We start from the raw sequence: 26,215 nt of genomic DNA on the forward strand, positions 1-26,215 counted from the left end.
TCTCATGGCGCAAGCCAGCGCATAGGTGCCTGGGTCAGGGCGGGGACAAAGGCGACGAGCAGAAGCACCGTGATCATCGCCAGAAGGAAGGGCACCACTGCGCGGAAGGTCGCCACCAGATCGGCCCCCCCGGCGCGTGCAGTGGTAAAGATCAACACGCCGAGCGGTGGCGTCAGCGCGCCGATCACAAGATTCATCACGATGATCAGGCCAAATGTGATCGGGTCGAACCCTGCCATCACGACCAGCGGCACAAGGATCGGCACCAGAATGACCATCGCTGCGATCATTTCCATGAACAGGCCCACGACCAGCAGAAAGGCATTGATCGCCAGCATCAGAAGCCAGGGCCGTTCCACCAGCACCGCCATCCCGACAGCGATCTTCTGCGGGACACGCTCGAAGGCCAGAACCCATGCAAAAGGCGCGGCAGCGGCAATGATGACGACGATCACGACCGTATCCAGCACCGCGTCGCGCACCGCCGCCGTCAGGTTGCGCCCTGTCAGCTTGCGATAGAGGAAGGTGCCGCAGAAGAGCGCATAGATCATCGCGATCGCCCCGGCCTCGGTCGCGGTGAACACGCCGAAGCGGACGCCGCCCACGATGATCACCGGCAGGATCAGCGCCGGAATGGCCGTCAGCAGTGCGCGCATCTTCTCTCTGCCAGAGGATCTGGGCATATCGCCACCATAGCCGCGCTGGCGCGACAAGAGCCAGACCACCAGCATCAGCGCGGCGGCCACCATCAGCCCCGGCACGATTGTTGCCACGAACAACGCCCCCACCGAGACAGAGGCCAGAGCCGCATAGATGATCAGCCCCAGCGAGGGCGGAATGAGGTTCGCCAGGGTCGAACCGGCCGCAGTCAGCGCGGCAGAAAACGGCCGGTCATAGCCACGTTTTTCCATCTCGGGGACCAAGAGTTTCGCAATTGTCGAGGCATCTGCGGTGGACGAGCCCGAAACCCCTGCCAGCATCGTGTTTGTCACCACATTTGCCTGCGCCAGCCCGCCGCGCAGATGGCCCACCAGCAGCATGGCCAGTTCCACCAGTCGCGGGGTGATCCCGCCTGCGTTCATCACTGCAGCGGCGAGAATGAAAAACGGGATGGCCAGCAGCGTGAAGGAATTCATGGACGCGCCCATGTTCTGGGCTATCGTGACCAGAAGGATCGGATTGGCCGATGCAAAAGCGGTAAAGGCCCCGATCACCAGCGAAAACGCCACGGGCACTCCTATCACGATCGCGCAGAGCCCCACGAGCACCAGCACCATCGGGCCACTGGCTTGCGTATAGAGCAGGCCAGCACCATTGCGGATCGCAAGATAGGCCAACACTGCGGCAATCAGGATGCCTGCGCCTTGCAGGAACCCGCGGCGACCATCGGGCCAGAAGAGAAAAAACAGGTTGAGCGCCGCGCCGACCGGCACAGCAAGAAAGAGATACTTCATCGGCAATTGCAACGCGGGCGACGCAGAGATGACGCGCTGCATGTATTCCATGCCATGGACAAGCAGCACGATACTTGCTGTTGCCATTATGGTGGCAATCACAAAATCAAGCACCGCGCGCGGGCGCTGAGCCAAGAGGCGCGGCAGCACGTCAATGGCAATATGTGCGCCGCGCGAGGTGGCAAGTGCCATGCCCAGCATCACCGCCCAGGTAAAGGCCCCACTGGCCACTTCTTCGGGCCAGGGCAATGCCGAACGAAAGCCGTAGCGCATCACCACCTGCAGGCAGGCAACGGCGACCGCAACAAGGATCAGGCCAACGCAGGCCATTTCGACTGCCCGGTCAGCGGCGCGCCGCAGTGTCAGAACAAGACCGGGCGCCGCCGGGGCGACGTCCGTGTGATGTGGGGCAGTCATCTCTTCAAATTACCCCAGCGCCCGAATAGCGGCAATCATCTCAGCAGTCTCGGGGCTTGCTTCCCCGAAGCGATCAAAGAGTTCCTCGGTGCGGCTCTCCATCTCGGCCAGTTGATCACCCGGAAGCTCGAAGACTTCAACGCCTTGTTCCTTCAGCCGCTCCAGCGTCTCGTCTGCAAGTGATCGATTCACCCGACGTTGCTCGGCAAACGCCTCTTGTGCCGAGCTGCGGACCAGATCCTGCAGGTCATCGGGCAAGCTGTCCAGCCAGGCAGCATTGACCCGAACCGCTTTCGGCAAGAACCAGTGGCCGGTCATTGTCATGTGGCGCGCCTGCTCGTAGAACCGGAAACCCTCGACGGAAAAGACGTCCGACTCGATGGCGTCAATGATGCCGGTGGAAAGCGCAGAGTATTGCTCGGAATAAGGCAGGGGCGTGGGCGCAGTGCCCAGAAGCGCCCAGAAATCCACCCAGATACGCAGCTGCGGCACCCTGATCTTCAGGCCCTGCAGGTCGTCGAGTGAATGCACGGGCGTCTTTGACAGGATGTGCCGGAAGCCGGTTTCACCATAAGCGACAAATTCGACCCCGGTCTTTTCCCGGGCGATCTGCGAGGCGCGCTGTCCAAGTTCACCCTGCAGCACGGCATCCACATGGGCATCGTTCTTGTAGATGAAGCCGGGCGCGCCCCCCAGAGCCGCGATCTCGGGCGCAATGGTCTCTTCCATATCGGGGCCCGCAGTTGTCACCTGGATCGTGCCGATGCGGCTGCCCTCCAGCGCCTCGGTCAGCCCGCCCAACTGTGCGGCGGGGAAATGCTGGGCATCAATTCTTCCGCCGGATTCAGAGTTCAGCGTTTGCGCCCAGGCTTCAAACGCATTGGTAATGGGCGTTCCGACGCCCTCGGTATGGGCGATGCGGCAGGTCCAGACCTGCTGCGCCAGCCCGCGTGTGGCGATGGCCGGCATCGCAAGCGCAGCCGTGCCTGTGGCGAGAAATGCCCGGCGCGTGTGCCGGAACTCTGTCGGATTGGTCATTTCATTCCCTCCCTTGGCCTTTGTGATTGTGAGGTGGGCGACGCTTCTGGCATGTTGACCTGTCACTTGCCTCGCAACCACCATACCGGTATGTTACATATTGAAACCAAGTTGACAACTGTAAATCGCGCTGACAGGAGTTTCGGATGCAATCCGCCTTGAAACCGACAGAACCGCTTGCGCCTCAGTTGATCGCACTGTTGCGACGACGGATCGCGGCTATCGATCTGCCTCCCGGATCGGCGCTGTCAGAAAAGGACATCGCCGCTCAGTTCAACGTTTCGCGACAACCGGTGCGCGAAGCGTTTATCAAACTGTCTGAAGCAGGGCTGGTCGAAATCCGTCCCAGCCGTGGCACCTGGGTGATGAAAATTTCTGTCCGCGAAGTCTGCAACGCGCGTTTCGTACGCGAGGCCATCGAGAGTGATCTCGCCCGCCACGCCGCGCGCCTGGCGACGCCGCACCATCTCGCCACCATGCAAGATCTTATCAACCGGCAGCGGCAGGCAGCAGAGGCCGGTGATTTCGCTGGATTCAACGCCCTGGACGAAGCATTCCACGGCACGATTGCCAATACGCTCGGCAATGATTTCGCGATGCGGGTCGTCGACACCGCGCGGTTCCAGACCGATCGGGTACGTCTGCTTTCGCTGCCCAACGCCACCCCGTTGAAAGTGCTGATCACCCAGCATCAGGCGATTCTGGACTGCATCGCCCGACGCGACGGTGAAGCCGCCACCGAGGCCATGCGCCACCATCTGCGTGAGATCCTGCTCGCGCTACCCAGCATCGCCGCTGCGCATCCCGAGTATTTTTCGGATACCGATCTGCCCGAACATGCGTCTTCGCTGGTGCCACGAGATGGACTGACGGCGCAGCATGTTTGATCCGGCCTCGGCGGGCCAAACGACTTCAAGGATTGAAGATTGGGGTTCCGAACCTGAAGAAAAGCACCGCAGACTGTAGGGCAATCATACGATCATTGCGGGTTCGGACGATGGCATCGGGGCCGAATACCACTGTTCGAAGTTTATGCGAAGTGTGCGAACAAGGGCTCTGGGTCGGGTTTGTAGCATGAGGCGCGCGCCTCGTTTTGACCAGCGCATTTGCTGCCGCTTGCCGCCGCGCTTTCCAACGACGGATTTGACGGTGCTTTCGACGAAGCCGGTTGAAACACCTGCACCGTACCGCCGTCTCTCGCTCTCTGCATAGTTCGGGATCATCGAGGCATTGTCGGCGATATAGGTCTCAAACTCGAACGCCGCTTTGCAAAGGGCCTGGATACTGGCTTAGTCCGTCTCAAAATCTTCCAGATCAATCACCACGTCTTTGATCGCCTTTCGGCAATCGTGAAGGTTGCCTTGCCAAAGAGAAACGCCCCGGCGCCACCTTTCCCAAAAGCTGCGGTCAGGCTGCCACCTTGCCTTGCGCGATAATTCCTGTGGCTATCCATTCATCGAACCGGGCCAGAACCGCCTCGCAGAAGGCGATATCGTTGATATGACACTCCAGAGCCGTCATTTCCACGCGTCCGGTCATCGCAAGTTCCATCTCGTCGGTGAATGCGGCCAGACCCTCTGGGTCATGCGCGGCCTCGCCGGGCCGGTCCCATTCCTCGATCCCGCCCTTCGGCAGAAAGAAATGCGTCGGCCCTTGCGCCCTGGCCAACCGATCGGCAATGGCGCGGGCCAGTTCGCGGCGCTCCTCGGCAGTGAAGGCCAGGCTCTTGATCAGCCGGTTATGGACGTGACAGGGCCGGTCCTGAAAGCGCGCCGGAATCTCCTGCCAGCCCGCGAGGTCGAGAATATCCGCCGCCCCCGGCGCCACCAGTTGCGGCGTGCCGCTGCGCCCGGCGCCGGTCAGCCGGTCGGCCCCGGCGCTGACCAGTGAGCCATGTTGGACATTCACGAATTCCTGCAACGAGAAATCCATGACGCAGGCAAACAGCCCCTCGGCGGCCAACCGTTCAAAAGCCATGCCGCCCATGCCCGTGGTATGGAACACCGCGATGTCATAGCCGCGCTTCGTGAGTTCGGGATGCAGGCGCTTCATGTATTTCAGGCAGGACGAGCCGAGCGAGGTCATTCCGATCAGCGGGCGGTCGAAAGCTGGTGGCTCGACCGCCTGTGCCGCCCCCAGAACCGCGCCCGCCGCCTGGCTGAGCGAGGATTTGCACAAGGGGTTCAGGCCATAAAGCCCCCCCGCCCAGAGGATGAACTGCACATCCGCCGCCATGCGTTCCGCCGCGATCAGGGGCGATCCCGCCACGGTCGAGACGATGTATTTCGGAACACCGATCGGCAGCGCCTGCGCGCAGTCGAGTGCCAGATCAGTGCCCATGGTGCCGCCAAGCGCGATCATGCCATGGAAGCGGCCCGCATCGTAGAGGCGCCGGGTCAGCAGCGCCGCCCCCGCACTCATCTTCTCGAAAGCCTCGCCTTCCTCGCCCAGGGCAATCAGCCCGTCGATGGTTTCGCCGACGGCACCGGCGACGTCATGCTTGCTGACCTCGACCGGAATTTTCGCCGCGCCCAGGACGCTGACATCCATCGCCAGCACCGCGCCGCCCTGCGCCCTGATCCGGTCGATCAGATAGGCCAGCTCATCCGCCTTGGTGTCGAAAGTGCCGATGACCAGAATGGTTTTCGTCATCTTGTCCCCCCTATTGAACTGTTGTCGCGTCAAAATAGTCGGCACACAGGCCCTTTGCCTCGGTGATGAACCGTGCGTTTCGCGCGGCCCCGCCGTCTTCCTGAATGCGCGGGACGATCCAGCCGACATAGGTCAGCGCCCGCAGGACAAGGAACAGGTCCAAGAGCGATAAGTCCAGCGGACGCTGACTGTGATATCCGGCAATCAGGGCCGTTTTCAGGGAAGGATAATCCGGCTCGGCCATATTCTTCAGCAACACTGTGGCCAGATCAAACAGGCGAAAGCCGAAGCCACCATCGTCGAAATCGATCATCCGGATCGCCGTTCCGTCCGTGAGAACATTCTCGCGCACCAGATCGGCGTGGATCAGGCCAAAGTCGAGCCGGTCAGACGCATGGGCCAGGCTTTCGCGTGCAGCATGCCGGAACCGCAGGAACAGATGGCGGGTCGGCATGTCAAGCGCCGGGTTCTCCCAGAACCGGCCCCAAAGCGGAGCCTCGCCCGTGAGCCCGTCGATATCCCAGCGGCAGCGGCGAAATCCTTGCGGGTGCTGCCAGCTGTCGGAGGCGGCATGCAGCCGGGCGATTTCCGCGCCGAGCGCGTGAAAGGTTCCGACCCTGTCGGACAGGTCCAGCGGCGCGCGGCTTTTTCCCATCGGCGTGCCGGGCAACCAGCCGACCAGATCGACAAACCCCGCTCCAAGCCGTTCCAGCAGCCTGCCGTGACGCGAGGGGCGCGGTCTGGGGACATGCAGCCCGGCCTTGTCCATCGCCGCCAGCCAGACGAGTTCCGATTGCAGTTCTGCCTCATCGCGGTAGCCGGGCCGCCTGATCCGCAGGGCATGGTCGCCGGATGCACTGCGCACCCGGTAGACCCGGTTTTCGCGTCCCGCGACAAAGCTGCATTCCGCGCCCTCAAGCCCCCATAGCGCCAGCGCTTCGCGAACCGAATCGTTCATGCCACCACCGGGGTTTCTGCGAGTGTCGCGTCCAGCGTGGTCATCAGAAGATCGAGGTGATCCTCACCGAAGGGCATCGGCGGGCGGATCTTCAGCATGTTCTTATGGCGGCCAAGCTTCGACAGGATAATCCCGCGCTGTCGCAGCTTGTTGACCACCAGATCGGTATAGGCCGCCGCCGGGGCCTTGGTGTCGTGGTCGAGCACGAATTCTGCGCCAAAGACCATGCCCGACTGCCGGACATCGCCGATGACCGGATACTTCGCCGCCAGTTCGGTCAGGCGCTGATGCGCGAGCTTGCCGATCTTCGCGGCATTGGCCTGCAGGTTTTTCTCCTGCAATTCGTCCAGCACCGCCATGGCCGCCGCACAGCTGACCGGGTTGCCGCCGAAAGTGTTGAAATAGCGGAAGGACTTGCGGAACCTGGCCATGATCTGGGCCGTTGTCACCAGACCGGCGACCGGGTGGCCATTGCCCATCGGCTTGCCCATAGTGACCACATCGGGCAGCACGCCCTGCTTCTGATGGGCCCAGAAATGGCTGCCACAGCGCCCGAAGCCGGCCTGCACCTCGTCGCAGATCAAGAGCCCGCCCGCACGCCGCGCGGCATCCGCCGCCGGGCGCAGCCAGCCTTCGGCCTGCGTGGGAAAGCCTTCGTTCAGAAACAGCGGACAGACGATCAGCGCGGCAAAGCCGATGCCAGAACGTTCCAGATCGTCCATTGCTTCCTGCACTTTGGCCGCGAATCTCTGGCCGTCAGGGTCAGGGATGCGATAGCTGTCAGGGGCCTCGACATGGCGCAGATACTGGCCAAGCCCGAAGCCGGTCTCGGGCACATTCGAGCGCGACAGATGGCTGACCAGCGTGGTGTTGCCGTGATAGGTGGCGTCGGTGGCGATGATCCCGCGTTTGCCTGTGACACCTTCGGCCATGCGCAGCGCGATATCATTCGCCTCAGACCCGGTGCAGGTCAGGATCGCGGTTTTCAGAGGGTCGTCAAAGGTTGCGGTCAGGCGCTCGACATAATCAAGGATGCCTTCGTGCAGATAGCGGGTATGGGTGTTCAGCACCGCGGCCTGTTGCGCGATGGCCTGCACCACGCGCGGGTTGCAATGTCCGACATGCGGGACATTGTTGTAGCAGTCCAGATATTTGCGCCCCTCGGCATCCCACATCCAGACCCCCTCACCCCGGACGATATGGACCGGATCGTCGTAGAAGGTCGAGACATTTGGCCCCAGAAGCGCCCGGCGTCTTTCGATCAGTTCAACCATCTGTGCGGCCTTTCCGGCGGGCTCTCACCACTGTCCAGATCTGCACTGCGATGGCGGCAACGATCATCAGGAACAGGACAAAGGCGATGGGGCGGTCGATGAAATCCCAAGGCTCTCGCACCCGCGCCATGGCGATGCGCAGCCGGTCCTCCATCAGCTTGCCCAGCACAATGCCCAGAATGATGGGCGAGGTCGGCAGTTCCAGCCGCTTCAGGATGAAGCCGAAAAAGCCGAAAGCCGTGGCCACCGCAACATCGGTCAGCGAGTTGCGCAAGGTGTAGATGCCGATCAGGCTGAAGGTCAGGATCATGATCCCAAGGAAACGGTTGGGGATCAGCATCACCTTCATCAGCGTCCGGGTCGAGAAGAACAGGAAGGCGACGACGATCACGTTCAGAATGAACAGGCCGATATAGAGCGCGTAGATGAAATCCATCTGCTGCGCAAAAAGGCGCGGGCCGGGGACGACATTGTGGACATAGAACACGGCCAGCATCATCGCTGTCAGTTCTTCGCCCGGGATGCCCAGTGCCAGGAGCGGGATCATCGCGGCGGCGGGAACCGAGTTGTTCGCGGCCTCCGAGGCGACGATGCCTTCGGGGTTGCCCTTGCCGAAAGCCTCGGGCGTTTTCGAGGTTCTTTGCGCATAGGAATAGGACATGAATTGCGACATGAACTCACCCACGCCGGGGATCATCCCGCAGATGACACCGAAGGATGACGCGACGGCGGCAATGCGCTTGCAGATCCACAGATCGCGCATCTGGGTGAAGAAGCCCACTTTTTCGACATGCGGCAGCGCGACGCGCTTGTCCTTGTCCATCAAGAGCACCAGTGCCTGGCTGATCGCAAACAGGCCCAGCACCACGACGATCAGATCGACGCCCGATTGCAACCATGACTGCCCGAAGGTGAAACGCTGGGTATAGGCGCTTGGCTCAATGCCGATGGTTGAAAGGAAAATGCCGAGACAGGCGAGGATCGCCGCAGGCAGCACCTGTCCGCGATGGGTCACGACGACCAGCACGATCCCCAGAAGTGCCGCCAGAAAGATCTCGCGCGCGCCGAACATCGGTGCGACCCTGGCCAGCACGGGGGCCAGCAGCATCAGCGCGATGATGGACAGCATCGCGCCAATGAAGGAGGCGGAATAGGCCAGGCTCAGCGCGCGCCGCGCCTCGCCGCGCTTGGTCATCGGATAGCCGTCATAGGTGGTCAGTGCATTGACCGGCGTGCCGGGCGTGTTGACCAGAATGGCCGGGATCGCGCCGCCATACATCGAGGATCCGTAGATGCCCAGAAGCAGCGTCAGCCCGACAATCGGCTCCAGCGAGAAAGTTACCGGCAGGGCGATGGCGATGGCCACGGCGGCCCCGACACCGGGCATCGCACCCACCAGCACACCGCCGATGGAGCCGATCAGCAGGGCGGCAATCACATCGAAGCGGGCCAGAAGTTGCAACCCATCAAGAAAGCTGTCCATGGAGCCCTCAGAAATAGCGCATCAGGATATAGCGAAGCGATCCTGGCGCATGGTCATAGATCGCGCCGGAGGGGATCTTCACATTCATGCCGGATTTGAAGAACAGCACGACGAACAGGCCGAACCCTGCCGCGATCCAGACGGTCCGGCCCCGATAGCCCATGCGCAGGGCAAGGCCCGTGCAGAAGGCCAGCGTCGCGATCAGATAGCCGATCACCGGGATCACCAGCACATAAAGCATGTACCAGCCGATGAACTCCAGCGACCGCAGCCAGACCCCCGCCTCCTGCCAGCGGCCCGGGGTGCGGGTGACGCGAACGCGGGACATGGCGTTCAGCAGGCCGAACAGCACGATCCCCCCCAGCGACAGGGCAGGCCAGAGCCGCGGCTGCGCGGCCAGCCCCTTGCCCGGCAGCCAGGTGGTCTGCCACGGGATGGCCGCCAGCAGCAAAAGCGCGATCGTCATGCTGATCGTTACGAACAGGATCTCTCCCGGCTTGCGGCTTTCGGGGAAGACATGCGGATGATCCTCGTCTTGCTGATGCATCTGGCCAGTCTCCATAGGCTTCAGACAAAGCGTTCACCGGGCCGAAGCCCGCCGGACTGCGGGCATCGGCAGGCTCTCTGCTCCCGGCCGCAACAGGGAGCGGAGAAAGGATTGCGGGCCTTACTCGCCAAGCATCGCGGCGATGTGCGCCGACACCGCAATATCCGAGGCGATCCGGGCCTTCGCGTCTTCGGCATCCATCCAGTAGACGATGGCCCCCGTCTGCGCCGCCAGTTCCTGCGCGCGCGCCGATTCCAAGGTCTCCTGCGCCGATGCGATGATCTTCTCGCGCACGTCGGCCGGGGTGTCCTTGTGCACGAACAGACCGTTCCACAGCGAAATGTTCAGGTCCGGGACGACCGAGGCAAGTGTCGGCGCCTCCGGCACCACCGAGATCGGGCCTTCGGTGACTGCCGCAAGGATCTTCACGCTGTCGATGCAAGGCAGCAACTGCTGGATGGTGGTATTGATCACGTCAAAATCGCCCGATGCCAGCGAGTTGCAGTCCAGTGCGCCCGAAGAGGCTTCGCCGCCCCATTCGAAGCCGAGCTCTTTCGCGGCGGCAAAGCTGGCCTGCGTGGGCAGAAGGAAGGCACCGAAATGGCCCAGAAGTTGCGGGTTGGATTGCGAATGCGCGGCCAGTTCCTCCATGGTGGAGAAGGGCTGGTCAGCCCCGGTCGCGAGCACGAAAGGATAGGTCAGGAAGATGCCCAGCGGCTCGAACGGGTCGGGGTTCAGGCCGGGGACGCCGACCTCGGGGCCGACCACGGGAACATCCACGACAAAAGAGCCGATGGTATAGCCATCCGCCGGGGCAGCGGCGACTTCGGCGGCACCGGGGAAGGGGCCACCCTCGGAGGGTCGGTTGAGCACGGCTGCGGCAACCCCGTACCTGGCCTGAAAATCCTCGGCGATCATGCGGGTCAGGACATCCTCAAGATCGCCCGGCGGGAAGGGAACAACGAAACTGACCGGACGATCCGGGTATTCGGCCAGCGCCGGGCCGCCAAGACCCAGGGCTGCCGCGGCGAGCATGACCAGTTTTGAATTCGGCATTGACGATCTCCCGTTGGTTCATTATTATCACCAGTGGTTTAACATAGACCAGAGAGTCGCCTTTCGTCAACGAAAATTGATCGGCGCGGCATCTGGCCGTCACAGCAACCGGGAAAGAACAATGTCGAGCACTGTCGCTAAAGCCCTGTCACTACTTGACTACTTCTCAGAGGCAGAGCCCGAGATCGGATTGTCGGAACTTGCGCGCCGCTCTGGCGTGGACAAGGCAACCGTCCACCGGATGCTGGGGGTCATGTGCGACTATGGACTGCTGGAAAAGCGCGGAGATGCAAGGCTTTACCGGCTTGGCGCTGGTGTGTTGCGACTTGCGCGCGTGCGCGAAACGGCATTTCCGGTGACGTCGATCTTCCAGCAGGTCTTGGAGATGTTGTCTGCCGAGCTTGGTGAGACGGCCCATGCCTCGCTGATTTCCGGCCATGCGCTGGCAACCATCGGGGTCAGCGAAAGCAACCGTGGCAGCCGGGTTTCGCTTCTGGCCGGCGAAATCCTACCGATGCACAGCACGGCCTCGGGACTGGTCGTCATGGCGTTTTCCAAGCCAGAACTCGTTGATCGCCTCCTGGGAGAGCCGCTGGCTGCCAAGACATCGCGCACCATCACGGACCCCAGCATATTGCGCGCGCGCCTGCAGGAGGTGGCGCTGACCGGCTACGCCGAATCGGATCAGACCAATGAGGACGATGTTTATGGCATAGCCATGCCGGTCTTCGATTCCGATGGCGCCGTGACTGGCGCGATCGCAGTCGCCACGCCTGCGCACCGGATGACGAATGACCTGCGCCAACAGGTGATCGCAGCCCTGTTCCGTGAGGCGGAAAAGCTGAACTATTCCCTTGGAGGCCGTCCGCCAGCCGCATTCAGGACCGCGGCATCCCGATACAGGCCAGACTGATCGACGGCCAGTCTTCGCGCCACGTGCCGGAAATGGCCTGTTGACCCGTCGGGTTTGTTCGCGCATTATTATTAGAACCGATGGTGTATATAATGAACCGATATGGATCAGAATCAGATAACCGCACTTGCTGAAACACGGCTGGAGCCTTTCCAGCACCTGATCGACGGCCAGTCGGTCCCGGCCTCGGACGGGCAGATGATGGCGGTCGTCTCGCCCATCGACGGGGCGCGGCTGACGACCTGTGCCCGGGGCACGGCGGCTGACACCGATGCCGCCATCGCCGCCGCGCGCCGGGCCTTTGATGACGGTCGCTGGGCAGATCTGCCCCCGAACGCGCGCAAGAAGATCCTGCTGAAATGGGCCGGGCTGATCGAGGCCAATGCGCTGGAGATTGCCGTTCTGGGCGTGCGCGAGAATGGCACCGAGATCGGCATGGCGCTGAAGGCCGAACCATTGTCGGCAGCGGCGGCGATCCGATATTATGCCGAGGCCATCGACAAGCTGCATGGCGAGGTTGCGCCGACCGATCCGGCCTTCCTTGGTCTTGTCCATCGCGAACCGGCGGGTGTGGTGGGCGCCATCGTGCCGTGGAACTTCCCGCTGATGATCGGCGCCTGGAAGATCGCGCCCGCGCTGGCCGCTGGCTGTACCATGGTGCTGAAACCGGCGGAAACCGCGTCGCTGACCCTTGTGCGGCTGGCGCAACTGGGGCTGGAGGCCGGACTGCCCCCCGGCGTTTTCAACGTCGTCACCGGCGAAGGTGCGGTTGTGGGCGCGGCGATTGCCGAATCGATGGATGTCGATGTGCTGGTCTTCACCGGATCGGGGGCGACCGGGCGGCGGCTCTTGGAAGCCTCGGCGCGCTCGAACCTCAAGCGCGTCTATCTGGAGCTTGGTGGCAAATCGCCGAACATCGTCTTTGCCGATGCGCCCGATCTGGACGAGGCCGCCAAGGTCGCGGCCCATGGGATTTTCCGCAACTCGGGTCAGGTCTGCATCGCCGGGTCGCGGATTCTGGTCGAGCGCAGCATTCATACAGCCTTTGTCGAGAAGCTGGCTGCCCATGCCGCCGCGATCAGGGTGGGCAATCCGCTGGACATTGCCACGCAGGCAGGCGCCGTCAATTCCGAACGGCAACTGAAGCAGAACCTTGCCTTCGTCGAAGAGGCGCGCGCGAATGGCCGCAAGGTGATCGGTGGCACGCGCATTCTGGAGGAAACCGGCGGCTATTACATGGCCCCCGCCATCGTGGCCGATGCCACCCCGCAGGACCGCGTTTTCCGCGAAGAGGTCTTTGGTCCGGTCGTCACCGTCACCCACTTTGACACCGAGGCCGAGGCCGTGGCACTGGCCAATGACACGGTTTACGGGCTGGCGGCGGCGGTCTGGACCGCGAACCTGTCGCGGGCGCATCGGATGGTGCGCAAGATCCGCGCGGGGCTGGTGCATGTGAACACCTATGGCGGCTCTGATCTGACGGTGCCTTTGGGCGGGGTCAAGCAATCGGGCAACGGGCATGACAAATCGCTGCATGCTTTCGACAAGTATCTCGACCTGAAAACCGCATGGGTGAAACTGTGAGTCGCGCGCTGGTGCTGGATTTCGGGGGCGTGATCTCGAAAACCCTGTTCGAGACGCATGATCTGTCAGAGGCCGCGCTTGGCCTTGCGCCCGGAACGCTGACCTGGCGCGGGCCGTTCGCCCCGGAAAGCGATGCGCCCTGGCGCGCGATGCAGGCGGGCGAGATGTCGGAACGCGACTACTGGGCGCTCAGGATGCGGGACACGGCTGCGCTGGTGGGCGAGGTCTGGACCGCGTTTCCCCAGTTCGTTGCCCGTGTCCGGGGCGCGGACCCTGCGGCGGTGATCCGCGCCGAGGCGCTGGACGCCATCGCGCAGGCCAAGGCTGCGGGGCACCGGCTGGCGATCCTGTCGAATGAGCTTGACCTGTTCTACGGTAAGGATTTCCGCAGCAAACTGCCCTTCCTTGCCGATTTCGACCTGATCATCGATGCCACCTATACCGGCATCCTGAAGCCGGACCCGCGCGCTTTTGCCCTTGTGACCGATGGGCTGAGCCTGCCCGCCGGGGCCTGCGTCTTTGTCGATGATCAGGCCAAGAACCTGCGCGGCGCGGCAGAGGTCGGCATGCCGCATGTGCATTTCGATGTCACCCGACCCGCCGACAGCTATGCCCGCGCCCTCACCCTGCTTGCCCAAGGAGCCTGACCGATGAAGGACTCAAATTTCCTCAAGGAAAACAATGCACGTCGGCTGTGGCACCCGATGGCGCATCCGGCGGAAAGTCTGGCCAACCCGCCCGACATCATTGTCGAGGCCGAGGGGGTGGAGATCATCGACATTGACGGTCGTCGCACCATCGATGCGGTGGGCGGGCTGTGGAATGTCAACCTTGGCTATTCCTGCCAGCCCGTGAAGGACGCCATTTCGGCGCAGCTGAACCGGCTGCCCTATTACTCGATCTTCCGCGGCACGACGAATGACAATGTGATCGAGCTGGCAGAGATGCTGGCCGCCTTCTTCGCCCCCGACGGGCTGAGCCGCGCCTTCTACACCTCTGGCGGATCGGACGGGGTAGAGGTCGCGCTGCGGCTGGCGCGGCAGTATCACAAGATCCGGGGCGAAGGCGGCCGCGTCAAGTTTCTGAGCCTGAAGAAGGGCTATCACGGCACGCATACGCTGGGGGCCTCGGTCAACGGCAATGCCAATTTCCGCACCCAGTATGAGCCGCTGATGCCGGGCTGCTTCCACACGCCCGCGCCCTATACCTATCGCAACCCCTTCAACGAGACCGATCCCGAGCGACTGGCGCAGCTGTGTCTGGCGGCCATTGAGGACGAGATCAGGTTTCAGGATCCTTCCACCATCGCCGCTTTCATCATGGAGCCGGTGCTGGGCGCGGGTGGGGTCATCCCGCCGCATGCCAGCTTCATGCCGGGGGTGCGCGCGCTATGTTCCAAGTATGGCATCCTGCTGATCGCCGATGAGGTGATCACCGCTTTCGGACGCACCGGCAGCCCGACAGGTTCGCGGCATTGGGGGGTACAGCCAGACCTGCTTGTTTCCGCCAAGGCGATCACCAACGGCTATTTCCCCTTCGGCGTCGTCATGGTGGCGGAAGGCGTGGCGGAAGTGTTCGAAAAGGACACCAGCGGGAAAGGGGCCATCGGGTCGGGCTATACCTATTCCGGCCATCCGGTCGGGGCGGCGGCGGCGATTGCCTGCCTGAGGGAAACCGAGCGGCTTCAGGTCCACCTCAACGCACGCGCGCGCGGGGATCAGCTTTTCGCCGGGCTGCAGGCCCTGATGGCGCGGCATGAGGTGATCGGCGACGTGCGCGGCGGGCATGGGCTGATGTGCGCGCTGGAACTGGTCTCTGACCGCGCGGCCAAGACGCCCATCGACAAGAAGACCATCGCCCGCGTGCATCGCGCGACCTATGAGGCGGGGGTGATGGTCCGGGTGTCGGGCAACAACATCATCCTGTCGCCGCCGCTGGTCCTGTCAGAGGCGGATGCGGAGAGGATCCTGTCGGCGCTGGAGGCGGGGTTCACCGCTCTCTGATCCGGATTGCAAAAGCGAAAGACCCGCCCCTGATCCATGGGGCGGTTTTTTCATGCATCGGGTCCGTGTGCGACCATCGCGATTTGCAGCAAGAGGTATCTTTCAGCGACAGGTACCGGGGTGGATCTGAGCGATCTTCGGGGGGCTTGCCGGTTTGATTCAAGTCAATTCGTTGCAGGTGCAACCAGTGTACTCTGTGCAAAACGGGATCATCGCATGCTCAAGGACTTCTTCCCCTACCGGCTTGCCGTCACCTCTGCCGCGTTTTCACGGCTGATGGTCGATGTCTATCAGCGGCGCTTTGGTCTGGGGCGCGATGAATGGCGGCTTCTGTACCTGTTGGCCAGTGTCGAGGTCGAGACCTCTCTGGAGCTTGGTCGCAACACTTCACTGGACAAGGTGCAGGTCAGCCGCGCCGCAGACCGGTTGATCAAGAAAGGTCTGATCGCGCGAAAGCCCCTGGAAACGGATCGCCGCCTGTGGCTTTACTCCTGCACCGCGAAGGGGCGCGAGGTCTTCGCCGAAGTGCGCGCTCTGGTCGATCAACGATCGGAGGCCGTTTTGCAGCGCATGAGCCGCGAGGACCGCCTGGCTCTGGAACGTGGATTGGCCGCGCTGCATCGGGCCACCGAAAGCGTTGCGGACGGGTCTTAGGTCAGTCGCCCTTTTGGCGAAGGCCCGCCCCCCCCTTGGCCAGCTGCCGCAGGATCGACACCAGCTTCGCAGCCTCGTTCTGCCCCAAGGCATCGCGCAGGTGTTGGTCAAACCCTTGGGCCAGTTTACCAAGCTCGGCAAAGACCGTGTGGCCCTTCGGCGTCAGGGCCAGCACTTCCGCCCGGCGGTCGGTCGTGCTGGGCGTCCGCGACAGCATCCCGGCCTGCTCCAGCGCGGCGACGGCGCGGCTGACCTTGGTCTTCTCGATATGGCTGATGGCGCAGATGTCGCGCGCGGTCATCGCGCCGAACTTGCCCAGATTCGCCAAGACCCGCCACTGGGTCCGGGTAAAGCCGTAGCGATCCCGGTAGACGGACTGGAATTCATGCGACGTCGCCTCGGCCGCCTGATTCAGCAGATAAGGCAGAAACTCATCAAGATCGAAGCGGCGTGTCGGGTCAGTCATCGTCGGCAGGGTGCCCTGGTCATTTGCTGGCGGCACTATGGCACAGCCGCCCAAGACAAGTCACCCCTCAGGCTTGAACCGGTCGGGGTGGGCGGCGACAAAGGCAGGCAGCTGGCCAAGGGCTTCGGCGATGGCCGCAACGCGCGGGACGGGGCTCAGGTCAACCCCCCAGCGATGCGCATTGTAGATTTGCGGCACAAGGCAGATATCGGCCAGAGTGACGCTATCGCCAAAGCAGAATTGCCCATCCCCGTGCCGCTGCAACAGGCCTTCCAGCCCCTCAAGGCCCAGAGCGATGAAGTGCTGCATCCAGCCTTCCATCGTGGCGCCAAGGCTGACGGCGTGGCGGGCCACGCGCAGATTGCAGACGGGGTGGATATCAACCGCAACCGCATAGGCCATGGCACGGACCATTGCCCGTGCGCCAGCATCCTTCGGCAGCCAGCCTGCGGACCGGGTCTCGTTCAGATATTCAAGGATCGCCAGCGACTGGGTGAGGCTTGCGCCGTCGATCTCCAGCACCGGCACCAACCCCTGCGGATTTCGCGCGAGATTGTCGGCGCTGCGCTGCTCCCCGGCCACCAGATCGACGGCCACCGACCGGTAGTCCAGCCCCAAAAGGTTCAATGCGATTCGCACCCGATAGGCTGCAGATGATCGCCAGTAGTCATACAGCACAGCATCAGCCATCGCGCGCTCCATATCGTTACATTTGCAACTTTATCTTGACATCGTTGCATATGCAACTATAAACGCGGAGAACAAGGCGGACTCACTGGAGCTGCATCCCATCATCCTGGAGGAGCGTATGACCACTCATTCCTTGCCCGAGGGCATGATCCGTGCGGCGTCAATCGCGGGGCCGCATGAGGGCTATATGCCCGGTTTCGGCAATGACTTTGAAACCGAGGCGCTGCCGGGTGCCCTGCCGCAGGGGATGAACTCGCCGCAGAAGTGCAATTACGGGCTTTATGGCGAACAGCTTTCGGGAACGGCCTTTACCGCCCCCAGCCACCAGAATGAACGGACCTGGTGCTACCGGATCCGCCCCTCGGTCAAACACACCCACCGGTTCACCAAGATCGAAGTGCCGCATTGGAAATCCGCGCCCTGCATCGACCCTGATATCGTCAGCCTGGGCCAGTACCGCTGGGATCCGGTCGCCGTTCCGGGCGAGGATCTGACCTGGATCACCGGCATGCGCACCATGTCCACAGCCGGGGATGTCAATACGCAGACCGGCATGGCCAGCCATATGTATCTGGTCAACACCTCGATGCAGGACGAATACTTCTTCTCGGCGGATGGCGAACTTCTGGTCGTGCCGCAGGAAGGCCGTCTGCGGTTCTGCACCGAGCTGGGCATCATCGATCTGGAACCGCGCGAAATCGCCATTCTGCCGCGCGGGCTGGTTTACCGTGTCGAGGTGCTGGAAGGCCCCGCCCGCGGCTTTGTCTGCGAGAATTACGGGCAGAAGTTCGAGCTGCCGGGCCGCGGCCCGATCGGAGCCAATTGCATGGCCAACCGCCGCGATTTCAAGACGCCGGTCGCGGCATTCGAGGATCGCGAAACCCCCTCGACCGTCACTGTCAAATGGTGCGGCCAGTTCCATGAAACGAAGATCGGCCATTCGCCGCTGGACGTGGTGGCCTGGCACGGCAATTATGCGCCCTGCAAATATGACCTGCGGACCTATTGCCCGGTCGGCGCGGTGCTGTTCGATCATCCCGATCCGTCGATCTTTACCGTGCTGACGGCACCCTCGGGGATCGAGGGGACGGCGAATATCGATTTCGTGCTGTTCCGCGAACGCTGGATGGTGGCCGAAAACACCTTCCGCCCGCCATGGTACCACAAGAATGTCATGTCCGAGATGATGGGCAATATCTATGGCATATACGACGCCAAGCCCCAGGGCTTTGTGCCCGGCGGCATGTCGCTGCATAATTGCATGTTGCCGCACGGGCCCGACAAGGGGGCGTTCGAGCATGGCTCGAACGAACCCATGGTGCCGGTGTTTCAGGCCGATACGATGAGCTTCATGTTCGAAACCCGCTTCCCGCAGCAACTGACCCCATGGGCTGCGACGGCGGGTCATATGCAGGAGGATTATATCGACTGTTGGGGCAGCCTTGAGAAGAAATTTGACGGCACGCCGGGGGTGAAATGACTGGATTGATCCGCTCATGGGTGGAAAGCGCCAATGCGCCCGATTGCCCCTTCCCGTTGAACAACCTGCCCTGCGGGGTGTTCTCGACAGCCGACACGGACCCGCGCTGCGGCGTGGCCATCGGGGATTTCGTGCTGGATGTGGCGGGGCTGGAAGAGAAGGGACTTCTGTCGCTGACCGGCGGCCCGCTTCTGGACGTGCCCTTCTGGAACGATCTCATGGAGGCCGGACCAGAGATCTGGGCCGCCCTGCGCGCGCGGTTGACCGCCCTGTTGGCAGAAGGCTCGGGGGACCGGGAAGCCGTCACGCCTTTCCTCGTGCCGCTGGCCGATGTGACGCTGCACATGCCCTTTCTGGTCAGCGAATACACCGATTTCTACGCCGGGCGGCATCACGCCTTCAATGTCGGCACCATGTTCCGGGGGCCAGAAAATGCCCTGCCGCCGAACTGGCTTCATATTCCCATCGGCTATAACGGCCGGGCGTCTTCGGTCGTGGTGTCAGGCACCGATGTGCGCCGTCCATGGGGGCAGCTCAAAGGCCCGGATGATGCCGCGCCGCGTTTTGCGCCCTCGGCCCGGTTCGATATCGAACTGGAGATGGGCGCGGTAGTGGGCCAGCCTTCGGAAGGGCCAGTCACTGTGACTGAAGCCGATGCGATGATCTTCGGCTATGTCCTGCTGAACGACTGGTCGGCCCGCGACATTCAGGCCTGGGAATACCAGCCGCTCGGGCCCTTCCAGTCCAAGGCGACGGCCACCACGATCAGCCCCTGGATCGTGACGCGCGCGGCGCTGGAGCCGTTCCGCACCCCGTCCCCGGCCCGGGAAAAGCCGCTTCTGCCATATCTCGCGGAACCCGGCCCGATGCTCTATGACATCGCGCTGGAGGTCGGGCTCACGCCCGAGGGCGGAACCGAGACCGTGATCTCGCGCACCAATTACGCCGAGATGTACTATTCGGCCGCGCAGCAACTGGCGCATCACACCACCTCGGGCTGCGCGATGAATGTGGGTGATCTGCTGGGGTCGGGCACGATCTCTGGCCCGGAAAAGGGCAATCGCGGCAGCCTTCTGGAACTCAGCTGGGGCGGCAAGGAACCCTTTGAGATCGCAGGCGGCAGCCGCAGCTTCATTCAGGACAATGACACCCTTGTCTTGCGCGGCCAATGCCGGGGCGAGGGCTATACAATCGGCTTCGGCGACTGCGTGGGCAAGGTGATCCCCGCATTGGCCGACCCCTATGCAAGATAAGGACTGAACCAATGGCAAAGGCTTTCGCATCGCAGGGCGATATGGCGGAAAAGACGATCAGCTTTACCGAAGTGGGTGATGGGCTTTATGCTTTCACCGCAGAGGGCGATCCCAATTCCGGCGTCATCATCGGGGATGAGTCGGTGATGGTGGTCGAGGCACAGGCAACCCCGCGACTGGCGCAAAAGGTCATCGACTGTATCCGGGGCGTCACCGACAAGCCGATCAGCCATGTCGTGCTGACCCATTACCACGCCGTCCGCGTGCTGGGGGCCAGCGCCTTCAACGCTAGCCAGATCATCATGTCAGAGGTCGCGCGCAATATGGTGGCCGAGCGCGGGCAGGAAGACTGGGACAGCGAATTCCAGCGCTTTCCACGCCTGTTTCAGGGCCATGAGAGCATCCCCGGCCTGACCTGGCCGACCACCACCTTCAACGGCAAGATGTCCGTCTGGCTGGGCAAGCGCCGGGTCGATATCCTGCAACTGGGCCGCGCCCATACGGCGGGGGATGCGGTGGTGCATGTCCCCGATCAGAACGTGATGTTCACCGGCGATATCGTCGAGGCGCATTCGGCCTGCTATTGCGGTGACGGGCATTTCGCCGATTGGGGCAACACGCTGGAAGCGATCCGCGCCTATGATCTGGACGCCATCGCGCCGGGCCGGGGCGATGCGGTCGTGGGTCGCGCTGCGGTGAACGGCGCGCTGGACCGCACCAAGGATTTCGTGGACTCGACCTATAAACCCGTTGCCCGCGTTGCCGCCCGCAATGGCTCGCTGAAAGAGGCATGGGACGCCTGTCGCGCGGAATGCGACCCGAAGTTCAAGGACTACGCAATCTACGAACATTGCCTGCCCTTCAACGTCGCGCGCGCCTATGACGAGGCGCGCGGCATCAGCCATCCCCGCATCTGGACCGCCGCCCGCGATCTGGAGATGTGGGCGGCGCTTCAGGGCTGAGAACCGTTCAGGGAGGACAACATGAAAGACCTTGTTCCGGAACGCTATGCATTGGCGTTCCGCCTGTACCCCTATGCGAAATCGCCCGATCAGGACGCCGCCAGCCCGGTGCGCCACAAGGTCGTGGTCGTGGGCGGCGGGCCCATCGGCCTTGCCACCGCGCTGGATCTGGGCCGCCGGGGCGTGCCGGTCGTGCTGCTCGACGACCATGAGGGCGCGGGCCTTGGCAGCCGGGCGCTGTGTTTCTCCAAGCGGACGCTTGAAATCTGCGACCGACTGGGCGCGGCGGGGCCGATGCTGGACAAGGGCGTGCAGTGGAATCTCGGCAAGGTCTTTCATGACGACCGGCTGCTTTATGCATTTGACCTGCTGCCCGAAACCGGCCATGCCTTCCCCGCCTTCATCAACCTGCAGCAACCCTGGTTCGAGAAATTCCTGCATGACGCCATCGTGCAGGCGCAGGCCGAAGGCGCCCCGATCGAGCTGCGCGGGCGCAACCGGGTTGATGCGGTGACCCCGGCCACGGATCATGTGGCGCTGGATATCATGACCCCGGACGGCCCCTACCAGCTTCAGGCCGACTGGCTGATCGCCTGCGACGGGGCGCGCAGCCCCTTGCGCGGGATGCTGGGGCTTGCCTTTGACGGGCGGGTCTTCGAGGATAATTTCCTGATCGCCGATGTGAAGATGAAGGCCGATTTCCCGACCGAGCGCTGGTTCTGGTTCGAGCCGCATTTCAAGTCGGGCGATTCTGCCCTGCTGCACAAACAGCCCGACGACATCTGGCGCATCGACTTTCAGCTGGGCTGGGATATCGACCGCGCCAAGGAGTTGGAGCCAGCCAATATCCGCGCCCGTGTCGATGCAATGCTGGGACCGGATGTCGAATATGAGTTGGACTGGTGCTCGATCTACACGTTCCAGTGCCGCCGGATGGACAAGTTCCGCCACGGCCGAGTGCTGTTTGCAGGTGATTCTGCCCATCAGGTCAGCCCCTTCGGCGCGCGGGGCGCGAATTCCGGCATTCAGGACGTGGACAACCTGGCTTGGAAACTGGCGCTTGTGCTGGACGGCACCGCGCCCGAGACGCTGCTGGACAGCTATGACGTTGAGCGGGTCCATGGCGCAGATGAGAATATCCTGAACTCGACCCGGGCGACGGATTTCATCACGCCGAAATCGCCGGTGTCGAAACTGTTCCGCAACGCGGTGCTGGAACTGGCCGAACATCTGCCCTTCGCGCGGAGCGTGGTGAACTCAGGCCGCCTGTCGGTGCCCTGCACCTATGACGGCTCGGTGCTGAACGGGGACGATCATCCCGCGATGCCTGCCCGGACGCGCCCCGGCAGCCCCTGCCCGGATGCGCCGGTCGCGGACGGTTGGCTGCTGCGGCGGCTTGGGCGCGGCTTCGTGCTGATGGCGATCAATACTGACGCGCCGGAATGCCTTGCGGCTCATGGCGTGCGCGTGCCGCGCCTCGCGCTGGACGCCACGCCAGAGCTGACAGCCCGTTATCTGGGAGAGGCGCGCCGGGCCGTTTATCTGATCCGCCCGGACCAGCATGTCGCCGCCCGCTGGGAGAGTTTCGACGAAAGCGCTGTCGCGGCCGCGCTTGCCCGTGCCATCGGAAAGGGCTGACCCATGCTGATTACCACACCAAACCTGACAAAACCGGACGAGACCTATGCCGCGCTGATCGCCACTCATGAGGGCCTCAGCGAGGCCGGAAGCCACGCGCTGAACGCCCGGCTGATCCTGATCCTGATGAACCATATCGGAAACGATGCCGTGCTGGCCGAAGCCCTGCGATTGGCCAGAGATCCGGAATCCGCGCAGGGGTGATCAGGGTATTTTCTGATCCGAGATGCGCCCATCCTTTCTCCGCTCCCGTTCAAACAGACACCCCGGTCAAGTTTGGATTTGCTCTGGCAGTACGATTAGGATAGTAATCATCAGTATACTGTCAAAAATGGAGAATAAAGTGTCCTCAAACCCGATGCAGTCAGGTGCGTTCTTGCACCATGTCGCTTTTGAGAGCGCGCAGCCTGAACGGCTCGCGACATTCTATTCCAAGAACATGGATATGGACGTCATACGCATCTCGGATACCGAGTTTCGCGCCGAAGGTCCGATGCGGCGTCTTGTGGCGGTGAAGGGAACCGACAAGAAACTTGCCTATGCCGGGCTGGCCTGCCGCACTCAGGATGTCGTGGACGCCATGCGCGCGCGTGCGCTGTCGCATGGGATCGACATTCTGGACAGCCCCTCGCCCTATTTTGACGACAAGGCCTTTGCCCTGCGCGACAATGACGGGCACCTGATCTGCTTTGGCATGGCGAAGGCGCAGACTGTGTCGTATCGGGCTGCGCGGCCCGGTCTGCACGCGCCGACGCAGCACCTGACCTTCGCGACCCAGGATCTGCCGGGGTTCAAGGATTTCTATGTCGACAAGCTGGGCTTCTTCCTCGCCGATCGCGTGCTGCATCCCGATGGCGACCCGGCGACCATATTCACCACCACCAACCACGAGCACCACACGATTGCGGCGTTCAAATCCGACCGGACCGGCGTCGATCATCACTCCTACGAGGCCGGGACGTTTGAGAACATCAAACTGTTCTGCGACCGCTTCGCTGCCAATGGCAATCTGGTCAGCTGGGGCCCGGGTCGTCACGGGCCGGGCAACAACCTGTTCGTGTTCTATGACGATCCGGACGGCAACTGGATCGAGATATCAGGCGAGCTGGAAACCATATATGACCGCGAGGTGATGGACTGGCCGCAAGAACCTCGCAGCCTCAACAAATGGGGTAAGGCAATCCTGCGTTCATAGGAGGAAAATCCATGAAACTCATAAGCTTCACCCGTGTCGGCCGCATCGAATTCGGGGCCCTGACCGAGGATGGAATCATCGACCTCACCAGCAAGATCGCGCCGGAAATCACCTCGATCAAACGGTTGCTGGAGGCCGATGCGATGGACCGGGCGGCGACGCTGGTTGCGGCATCCAGACCCGCTCTGAAGATGTCGGACGTCACTCTGCTGCCCGTCATTCCGGACCCGGGCAAGATCCAGTGCGTCGGGCTCAACTATGAGGCCCACCGCAAGGAAACCGGGCGGCCGGACAACAGGCAGCCGACAATGTTCGCGCGCTATGCGGACAGTCAGGTCGCCCACGGGCAGCCGATGATCGTGCCGGCGGTGTCGGACCGGTTGGATTACGAAGGCGAGATGGCGGTCATCATCGGGCGGGGCGGGCGCTATATCAAGGAAGCTGACGCGATGGATCATGTCGCGGGTTATGCCTGCTACAACGATGGCTCAGTGCGCGACTGGCAGCGCCATACCCACCAGTTCGGCCCCGGCAAGACCTTTCCCGGCACCGGCGCGTTCGGCCCCTATATGCTGACCGCCGACGAGGTGCCGGATTACACGGCCTTCCCCATCCAGACCCGTTTGAATGGCGAGGTGATGCAGGATGCGAAACTGTCCGACCTGATCTTTCCGCTCCCCTCGCTCATCGAATACATTTCCAGCTACACGCCGCTGTCGCCCGGCGACGTGATCATCACCGGGACCCCTGGCGGCGTTGGTGACAAGCGAGAGCCGCCGGTCTACATGCGCGAAGGTGATGTGGTCGAGGTCGAGATCGGCCCCTTGGGACTCCTGCGCAACCCCGTGGTCAAAGAGATTCTCTGAACGGCGCAGATATAGGTGGGCGCGCTTGGCCCAGGCTGCCTTTGTCAGCATCCTGGCAGAAGATAAATAACCGGCCGCGCGGACGATCCGCGCGGCCGGTTACTTGTGACCGGGATTAACCGGCTGCCCTGTTGCGCCAGCCGCTTGCATAATCTTCGCGCGCCAGTTTCGAGATCGGCACGGGGCCGACCGTGGCGCGGATGGTGGTCTGTGTATGCATCTCCACCGTGGACTTGGCCGTGCCGCCATTTTCTTCGCCCCAGGTGATGACCACCTCGTCACCCTCCTCAAGATCGCCATCGACCGTCGCCAATGACACGAAGCTGCGTTCGTTGAAAAGATAGCCCGAGAACATCGAGAAACCGACAAGCCGACCGTGCCGCTCGACCCGGTCGTAGTTCGACGCCGCATAATTGGCGAGCGGCATCTCGATATACTTGTAGTTTGGCCCCGTGGGGCGCAGCAGCGAGTTCTGGACCCTGCCAACATCCTCTGCGTTCCAGACCAGCGACACCTTGCGACGCTGCGGAGCTTCGGCAATCGCCTCAAGTGCTTTGCGACCGACGAAGTCGTGATCGAACTTTACGAAAGGCCCATAACCGATCTGGTAAGGCGTGACGTAGTAATCCTCGATATTGTCCGAGACAAAGCTGCCGCCGATGGGCGCGGTCGCCTCATAGCCGGTGGCAGGCAACCATTCGCGATAGCCCTGCAATTCGGGATCCGTATAGATCGCTGGCAAGGGTGACGGGATCCACCCCGATTCGACCGCGCTGGTCGAATAGGCCCGGCTTCCCACCGCCCGGATGCCGAATTCCTCGCCAGCCTCCATGATGATCGCCTTGATCCGGTCCCGGTCCTCATAGGGCCCCCAAAATTCCAGACCGGGAACTCCGCCCATACCATGGCGCAGGGCATGGACCTCCTGCCCGTCGATCCTGAAGTGACCAAGATTGAAAAACTTGATCTCCTGTATCGGCCCGCCATTCAGCTTTTCCAGCAGTAGCGGGGCAAAGGGCCCCTGAATCTGATATCGATACCGCTCGCGCAGCACCGGATGGCCATTGGGACGATTGGGCGAGGACATGTCCTTGCGCGTGGTCACGTTGAGCCCGCTGATCTGGGCACGATACTCGACCCAGTTGATCGAGGGCGCGCGGCCTACGAGCAGAATCTGGTTCTCGGCGAGATAGAACATGATGTTGTCGCCGATCACATGTCCCGAGGGACTACAGGCGACAAACTGCTTGGCCTTGCCCGGCCTGAACCCGGCGAAGCTGTTGACAGCAAGGCCGCAAAGCAACTGCGCAGCGTCCGGTCCTTCCACCATCAGGTCGCACATGTGATGCGACTGATCGAAGAGCACGACATTGTGGCGCCATGCATATTGTTCATCCCGCCAGTTGCTGAACTCGGTGGCGACCACCGGATAGACAAAAGCGTCGGTAGGTGAATTGCGTAGCATGGTCACGGGGTTTCCGCGCGCATTCAGCAAGGCTTCGAGGTTTGATTCAGTCATGTCGTTCTTCCGAAAATGAGACGCTTTCCCGACCGATGTTCTACCGGTCCGAGCATTTTGGGCGGAGTGACGAGCTTTGGGCATTTCCATTGCTCTATCAGGTGGAATGGTCC

The 26,215-nt window shown here is 62.5% G+C and carries 24 protein-coding genes and 1 pseudogene; 13 read left to right on the plus strand and 12 right to left on the minus strand.

From position 1 onward, the window contains the following. Positions 1-2 precede the first annotated feature (2 nt). On the minus strand, positions 3-1,784 hold the full coding sequence (locus tag BG457_RS05420) for a TRAP transporter large permease (protein WP_217649486.1): 1,782 nt from the start codon (positions 1,782-1,784) through the stop codon (positions 3-5). Positions 1,785-1,880: 96 nt separating this feature from the next. Next, positions 1,881-2,909, minus strand: a complete 1,029-nt coding sequence (locus tag BG457_RS05425) for a TRAP transporter substrate-binding protein (protein ID WP_071795946.1) — start codon at positions 2,907-2,909, stop codon at positions 1,881-1,883. Positions 2,910-3,055: 146 nt separating this feature from the next. On the opposite strand from BG457_RS05425, the gene BG457_RS05430 reads away from it, so the two are divergent. Continuing rightward, positions 3,056-3,796, plus strand: coding sequence for a GntR family transcriptional regulator (locus BG457_RS05430; RefSeq protein ID WP_071795947.1), 741 nt, complete (start codon positions 3,056-3,058; stop codon positions 3,794-3,796). Positions 3,797-3,880: 84 nt separating this feature from the next. Here the strand turns inward: BG457_RS05430 and BG457_RS20470 are convergent. The 7 genes and pseudogenes from BG457_RS20470 to BG457_RS05460 form a co-directional block, all read right to left on the minus strand. Continuing rightward, a pseudogene (locus BG457_RS20470) lies at positions 3,881-4,279 on the minus strand (ISKra4 family transposase); the annotation flags it as partial. 37 nt (positions 4,280-4,316) lie between these two features. Next, positions 4,317-5,561, minus strand: a complete 1,245-nt coding sequence (locus tag BG457_RS05435; RefSeq protein ID WP_071795948.1) for a Tm-1-like ATP-binding domain-containing protein — start codon at positions 5,559-5,561, stop codon at positions 4,317-4,319. Positions 5,562-5,571: 10 nt separating this feature from the next. Continuing rightward, positions 5,572-6,519, minus strand: a complete 948-nt coding sequence (locus BG457_RS05440; protein WP_071795949.1) for a phosphotransferase enzyme family protein — start codon at positions 6,517-6,519, stop codon at positions 5,572-5,574. Then, positions 6,516-7,793 carry an aspartate aminotransferase family protein gene (locus BG457_RS05445; protein WP_071795950.1) on the minus strand — a complete coding sequence of 426 codons (1,278 nt, stop codon included), beginning with the start codon at positions 7,791-7,793 and terminating at the stop codon, positions 6,516-6,518. The genes BG457_RS05440 and BG457_RS05445 overlap by 4 nt, the downstream gene beginning before the upstream one ends. Beyond that, entirely contained in the window at positions 7,786-9,276 is a 1,491-nt protein-coding gene (locus BG457_RS05450) for a tripartite tricarboxylate transporter permease (RefSeq protein ID WP_071795951.1), read from the minus strand. The genes BG457_RS05445 and BG457_RS05450 overlap by 8 nt, the downstream gene beginning before the upstream one ends. A gap of 7 nt (positions 9,277-9,283) precedes the next feature. Next, the gene (locus tag BG457_RS05455; RefSeq protein ID WP_071796079.1) at positions 9,284-9,823 is read right to left on the minus strand and encodes a tripartite tricarboxylate transporter TctB family protein; all 540 of its coding nucleotides are present in this window, start codon (positions 9,821-9,823) and stop codon (positions 9,284-9,286) included. A gap of 120 nt (positions 9,824-9,943) precedes the next feature. Beyond that, on the minus strand, positions 9,944-10,879 hold the full coding sequence (locus BG457_RS05460) for a tripartite tricarboxylate transporter substrate-binding protein (RefSeq protein WP_071795952.1): 936 nt from the start codon (positions 10,877-10,879) through the stop codon (positions 9,944-9,946). Between BG457_RS05460 and BG457_RS19835 the strand changes: the two genes are divergently transcribed. The 5 genes from BG457_RS19835 to BG457_RS05485 all read left to right on the plus strand — a co-directional run bounded on the left by BG457_RS19835 (position 10,857) and on the right by BG457_RS05485 (position 16,033). Continuing rightward, positions 10,857-11,792 carry an IclR family transcriptional regulator gene (locus tag BG457_RS19835; protein WP_139257554.1) on the plus strand — a complete coding sequence of 312 codons (936 nt, stop codon included), beginning with the start codon at positions 10,857-10,859 and terminating at the stop codon, positions 11,790-11,792. The genes BG457_RS05460 and BG457_RS19835 overlap by 23 nt on opposite strands. A gap of 102 nt (positions 11,793-11,894) precedes the next feature. After that, positions 11,895-13,376 carry an aldehyde dehydrogenase family protein gene (locus BG457_RS05470; protein ID WP_071795954.1) on the plus strand — a complete coding sequence of 494 codons (1,482 nt, stop codon included), beginning with the start codon at positions 11,895-11,897 and terminating at the stop codon, positions 13,374-13,376. Next, positions 13,361-14,023 (plus strand): HAD-IA family hydrolase, encoded by a 663-nt coding sequence (locus BG457_RS05475; protein ID WP_071795955.1) that lies wholly within the window; start codon positions 13,361-13,363, stop codon positions 14,021-14,023. The genes BG457_RS05470 and BG457_RS05475 overlap by 16 nt, the downstream gene beginning before the upstream one ends. Positions 14,024-14,026: 3 nt before the next feature. After that, positions 14,027-15,379 (plus strand): aminotransferase class III-fold pyridoxal phosphate-dependent enzyme, encoded by a 1,353-nt coding sequence (locus BG457_RS05480; RefSeq protein ID WP_071795956.1) that lies wholly within the window; start codon positions 14,027-14,029, stop codon positions 15,377-15,379. 216 nt (positions 15,380-15,595) lie between these two features. Beyond that, the gene (locus tag BG457_RS05485; RefSeq protein WP_071795957.1) at positions 15,596-16,033 is read left to right on the plus strand and encodes a MarR family winged helix-turn-helix transcriptional regulator; all 438 of its coding nucleotides are present in this window, start codon (positions 15,596-15,598) and stop codon (positions 16,031-16,033) included. Between the two features lies 1 nt (position 16,034). Here the strand turns inward: BG457_RS05485 and BG457_RS05490 are convergent, their stop codons facing one another. Both BG457_RS05490 and maiA read right to left on the minus strand, forming a co-directional pair. Next, a complete protein-coding gene (locus BG457_RS05490; RefSeq protein ID WP_245770932.1) occupies positions 16,035-16,553 on the minus strand; it encodes a MarR family winged helix-turn-helix transcriptional regulator in 519 nt (172 codons plus the stop codon). 6 nt (positions 16,554-16,559) lie between these two features. Then, entirely contained in the window at positions 16,560-17,189 is a 630-nt protein-coding gene (gene maiA / locus BG457_RS05495) for a maleylacetoacetate isomerase (RefSeq protein ID WP_071796080.1), read from the minus strand. A gap of 118 nt (positions 17,190-17,307) precedes the next feature. On the opposite strand from maiA, the gene hmgA reads away from it, so the two are divergent. The 7 genes from hmgA to BG457_RS05530 all read left to right on the plus strand — a co-directional run bounded on the left by hmgA (position 17,308) and on the right by BG457_RS05530 (position 24,583). Then, complete coding sequence (hmgA, locus tag BG457_RS05500) at positions 17,308-18,669, plus strand: homogentisate 1,2-dioxygenase (protein WP_071796081.1); 1,362 nt, start codon at positions 17,308-17,310, stop codon at positions 18,667-18,669. After that, on the plus strand, positions 18,666-19,922 hold the full coding sequence (gene fahA, locus BG457_RS05505) for a fumarylacetoacetase (RefSeq protein ID WP_071795960.1): 1,257 nt from the start codon (positions 18,666-18,668) through the stop codon (positions 19,920-19,922). Before hmgA ends, fahA begins: the two co-directional genes overlap by 4 nt. An 11-nt stretch (positions 19,923-19,933) precedes the next feature. Beyond that, on the plus strand, positions 19,934-20,884 hold the full coding sequence (locus tag BG457_RS05510) for an MBL fold metallo-hydrolase (RefSeq protein WP_071795962.1): 951 nt from the start codon (positions 19,934-19,936) through the stop codon (positions 20,882-20,884). Positions 20,885-20,905: 21 nt separating this feature from the next. Further along, on the plus strand, positions 20,906-22,522 hold the full coding sequence (locus tag BG457_RS05515) for an FAD-dependent oxidoreductase (RefSeq protein WP_071795964.1): 1,617 nt from the start codon (positions 20,906-20,908) through the stop codon (positions 22,520-22,522). Positions 22,523-22,525: 3 nt separating this feature from the next. Continuing rightward, positions 22,526-22,726, plus strand: a complete 201-nt coding sequence (locus BG457_RS05520; RefSeq protein ID WP_071795966.1) for a DUF2783 domain-containing protein — start codon at positions 22,526-22,528, stop codon at positions 22,724-22,726. A 154-nt stretch (positions 22,727-22,880) separates the two neighbouring features. After that, positions 22,881-23,717: a VOC family protein gene (locus BG457_RS05525; protein WP_071795968.1), complete on the plus strand. Its 837-nt coding sequence runs from the start codon at positions 22,881-22,883 to the stop codon at positions 23,715-23,717. Positions 23,718-23,728: 11 nt separating this feature from the next. After that, positions 23,729-24,583, plus strand: coding sequence for a fumarylacetoacetate hydrolase family protein (locus BG457_RS05530; RefSeq protein ID WP_071795970.1), 855 nt, complete (start codon positions 23,729-23,731; stop codon positions 24,581-24,583). A gap of 115 nt (positions 24,584-24,698) precedes the next feature. On the opposite strand, the gene ligM is transcribed toward BG457_RS05530, so the two are convergent. Further along, a complete protein-coding gene (gene ligM, locus BG457_RS05535) occupies positions 24,699-26,102 on the minus strand; it encodes a vanillate/3-O-methylgallate O-demethylase (protein ID WP_071795971.1) in 1,404 nt (467 codons plus the stop codon). Positions 26,103-26,215: the final 113 nt, after the last annotated feature.

The organism is Natronohydrobacter thiooxidans (assembly GCF_001884735.1).
Taxonomy (GTDB): domain Bacteria; phylum Pseudomonadota; class Alphaproteobacteria; order Rhodobacterales; family Rhodobacteraceae; genus Roseinatronobacter; species Roseinatronobacter thiooxidans_A.

Coding starts and splice junctions, on each gene's coding strand:
- BG457_RS05515 (WP_071795964.1), top strand. CDS start 20,906: ATGAAAGACCTTGTTCCGGAACGCTATGCATTGGCGTTCCGCCTGTAC.
- fahA (WP_071795960.1), top strand. CDS start 18,666: ATGACTGGATTGATCCGCTCATGGGTGGAAAGCGCCAATGCGCCCGAT.
- BG457_RS05525 (WP_071795968.1), top strand. CDS start 22,881: ATGCAGTCAGGTGCGTTCTTGCACCATGTCGCTTTTGAGAGCGCGCAG.
- ligM (WP_071795971.1), bottom strand. CDS start 26,102: ATGACTGAATCAAACCTCGAAGCCTTGCTGAATGCGCGCGGAAACCCC.
- BG457_RS05440 (WP_071795949.1), bottom strand. CDS start 6,519: ATGAACGATTCGGTTCGCGAAGCGCTGGCGCTATGGGGGCTTGAGGGC.
- BG457_RS05445 (WP_071795950.1), bottom strand. CDS start 7,793: ATGGTTGAACTGATCGAAAGACGCCGGGCGCTTCTGGGGCCAAATGTC.
- BG457_RS05470 (WP_071795954.1), top strand. CDS start 11,895: ATGGATCAGAATCAGATAACCGCACTTGCTGAAACACGGCTGGAGCCT.
- hmgA (WP_071796081.1), top strand. CDS start 17,308: ATGACCACTCATTCCTTGCCCGAGGGCATGATCCGTGCGGCGTCAATC.
- BG457_RS05430 (WP_071795947.1), top strand. CDS start 3,056: ATGCAATCCGCCTTGAAACCGACAGAACCGCTTGCGCCTCAGTTGATC.
- BG457_RS05520 (WP_071795966.1), top strand. CDS start 22,526: ATGCTGATTACCACACCAAACCTGACAAAACCGGACGAGACCTATGCC.
- BG457_RS05435 (WP_071795948.1), bottom strand. CDS start 5,561: ATGACGAAAACCATTCTGGTCATCGGCACTTTCGACACCAAGGCGGAT.
- BG457_RS05425 (WP_071795946.1), bottom strand. CDS start 2,909: ATGACCAATCCGACAGAGTTCCGGCACACGCGCCGGGCATTTCTCGCC.
- BG457_RS05530 (WP_071795970.1), top strand. CDS start 23,729: ATGAAACTCATAAGCTTCACCCGTGTCGGCCGCATCGAATTCGGGGCC.
- BG457_RS05420 (WP_217649486.1), bottom strand. CDS start 1,784: ATGGCCTGCGTTGGCCTGATCCTTGTTGCGGTCGCCGTTGCCTGCCTG.
- BG457_RS05480 (WP_071795956.1), top strand. CDS start 14,027: ATGAAGGACTCAAATTTCCTCAAGGAAAACAATGCACGTCGGCTGTGG.
- BG457_RS05460 (WP_071795952.1), bottom strand. CDS start 10,879: ATGCCGAATTCAAAACTGGTCATGCTCGCCGCGGCAGCCCTGGGTCTT.
- BG457_RS05510 (WP_071795962.1), top strand. CDS start 19,934: ATGGCAAAGGCTTTCGCATCGCAGGGCGATATGGCGGAAAAGACGATC.
- maiA (WP_071796080.1), bottom strand. CDS start 17,189: ATGGCTGATGCTGTGCTGTATGACTACTGGCGATCATCTGCAGCCTAT.
- BG457_RS05450 (WP_071795951.1), bottom strand. CDS start 9,276: ATGGACAGCTTTCTTGATGGGTTGCAACTTCTGGCCCGCTTCGATGTG.
- BG457_RS19835 (WP_139257554.1), top strand. CDS start 10,857: ATGACCAGTTTTGAATTCGGCATTGACGATCTCCCGTTGGTTCATTAT.
- BG457_RS05485 (WP_071795957.1), top strand. CDS start 15,596: ATGCTCAAGGACTTCTTCCCCTACCGGCTTGCCGTCACCTCTGCCGCG.
- BG457_RS05475 (WP_071795955.1), top strand. CDS start 13,361: ATGGGTGAAACTGTGAGTCGCGCGCTGGTGCTGGATTTCGGGGGCGTG.
- BG457_RS05455 (WP_071796079.1), bottom strand. CDS start 9,823: ATGCATCAGCAAGACGAGGATCATCCGCATGTCTTCCCCGAAAGCCGC.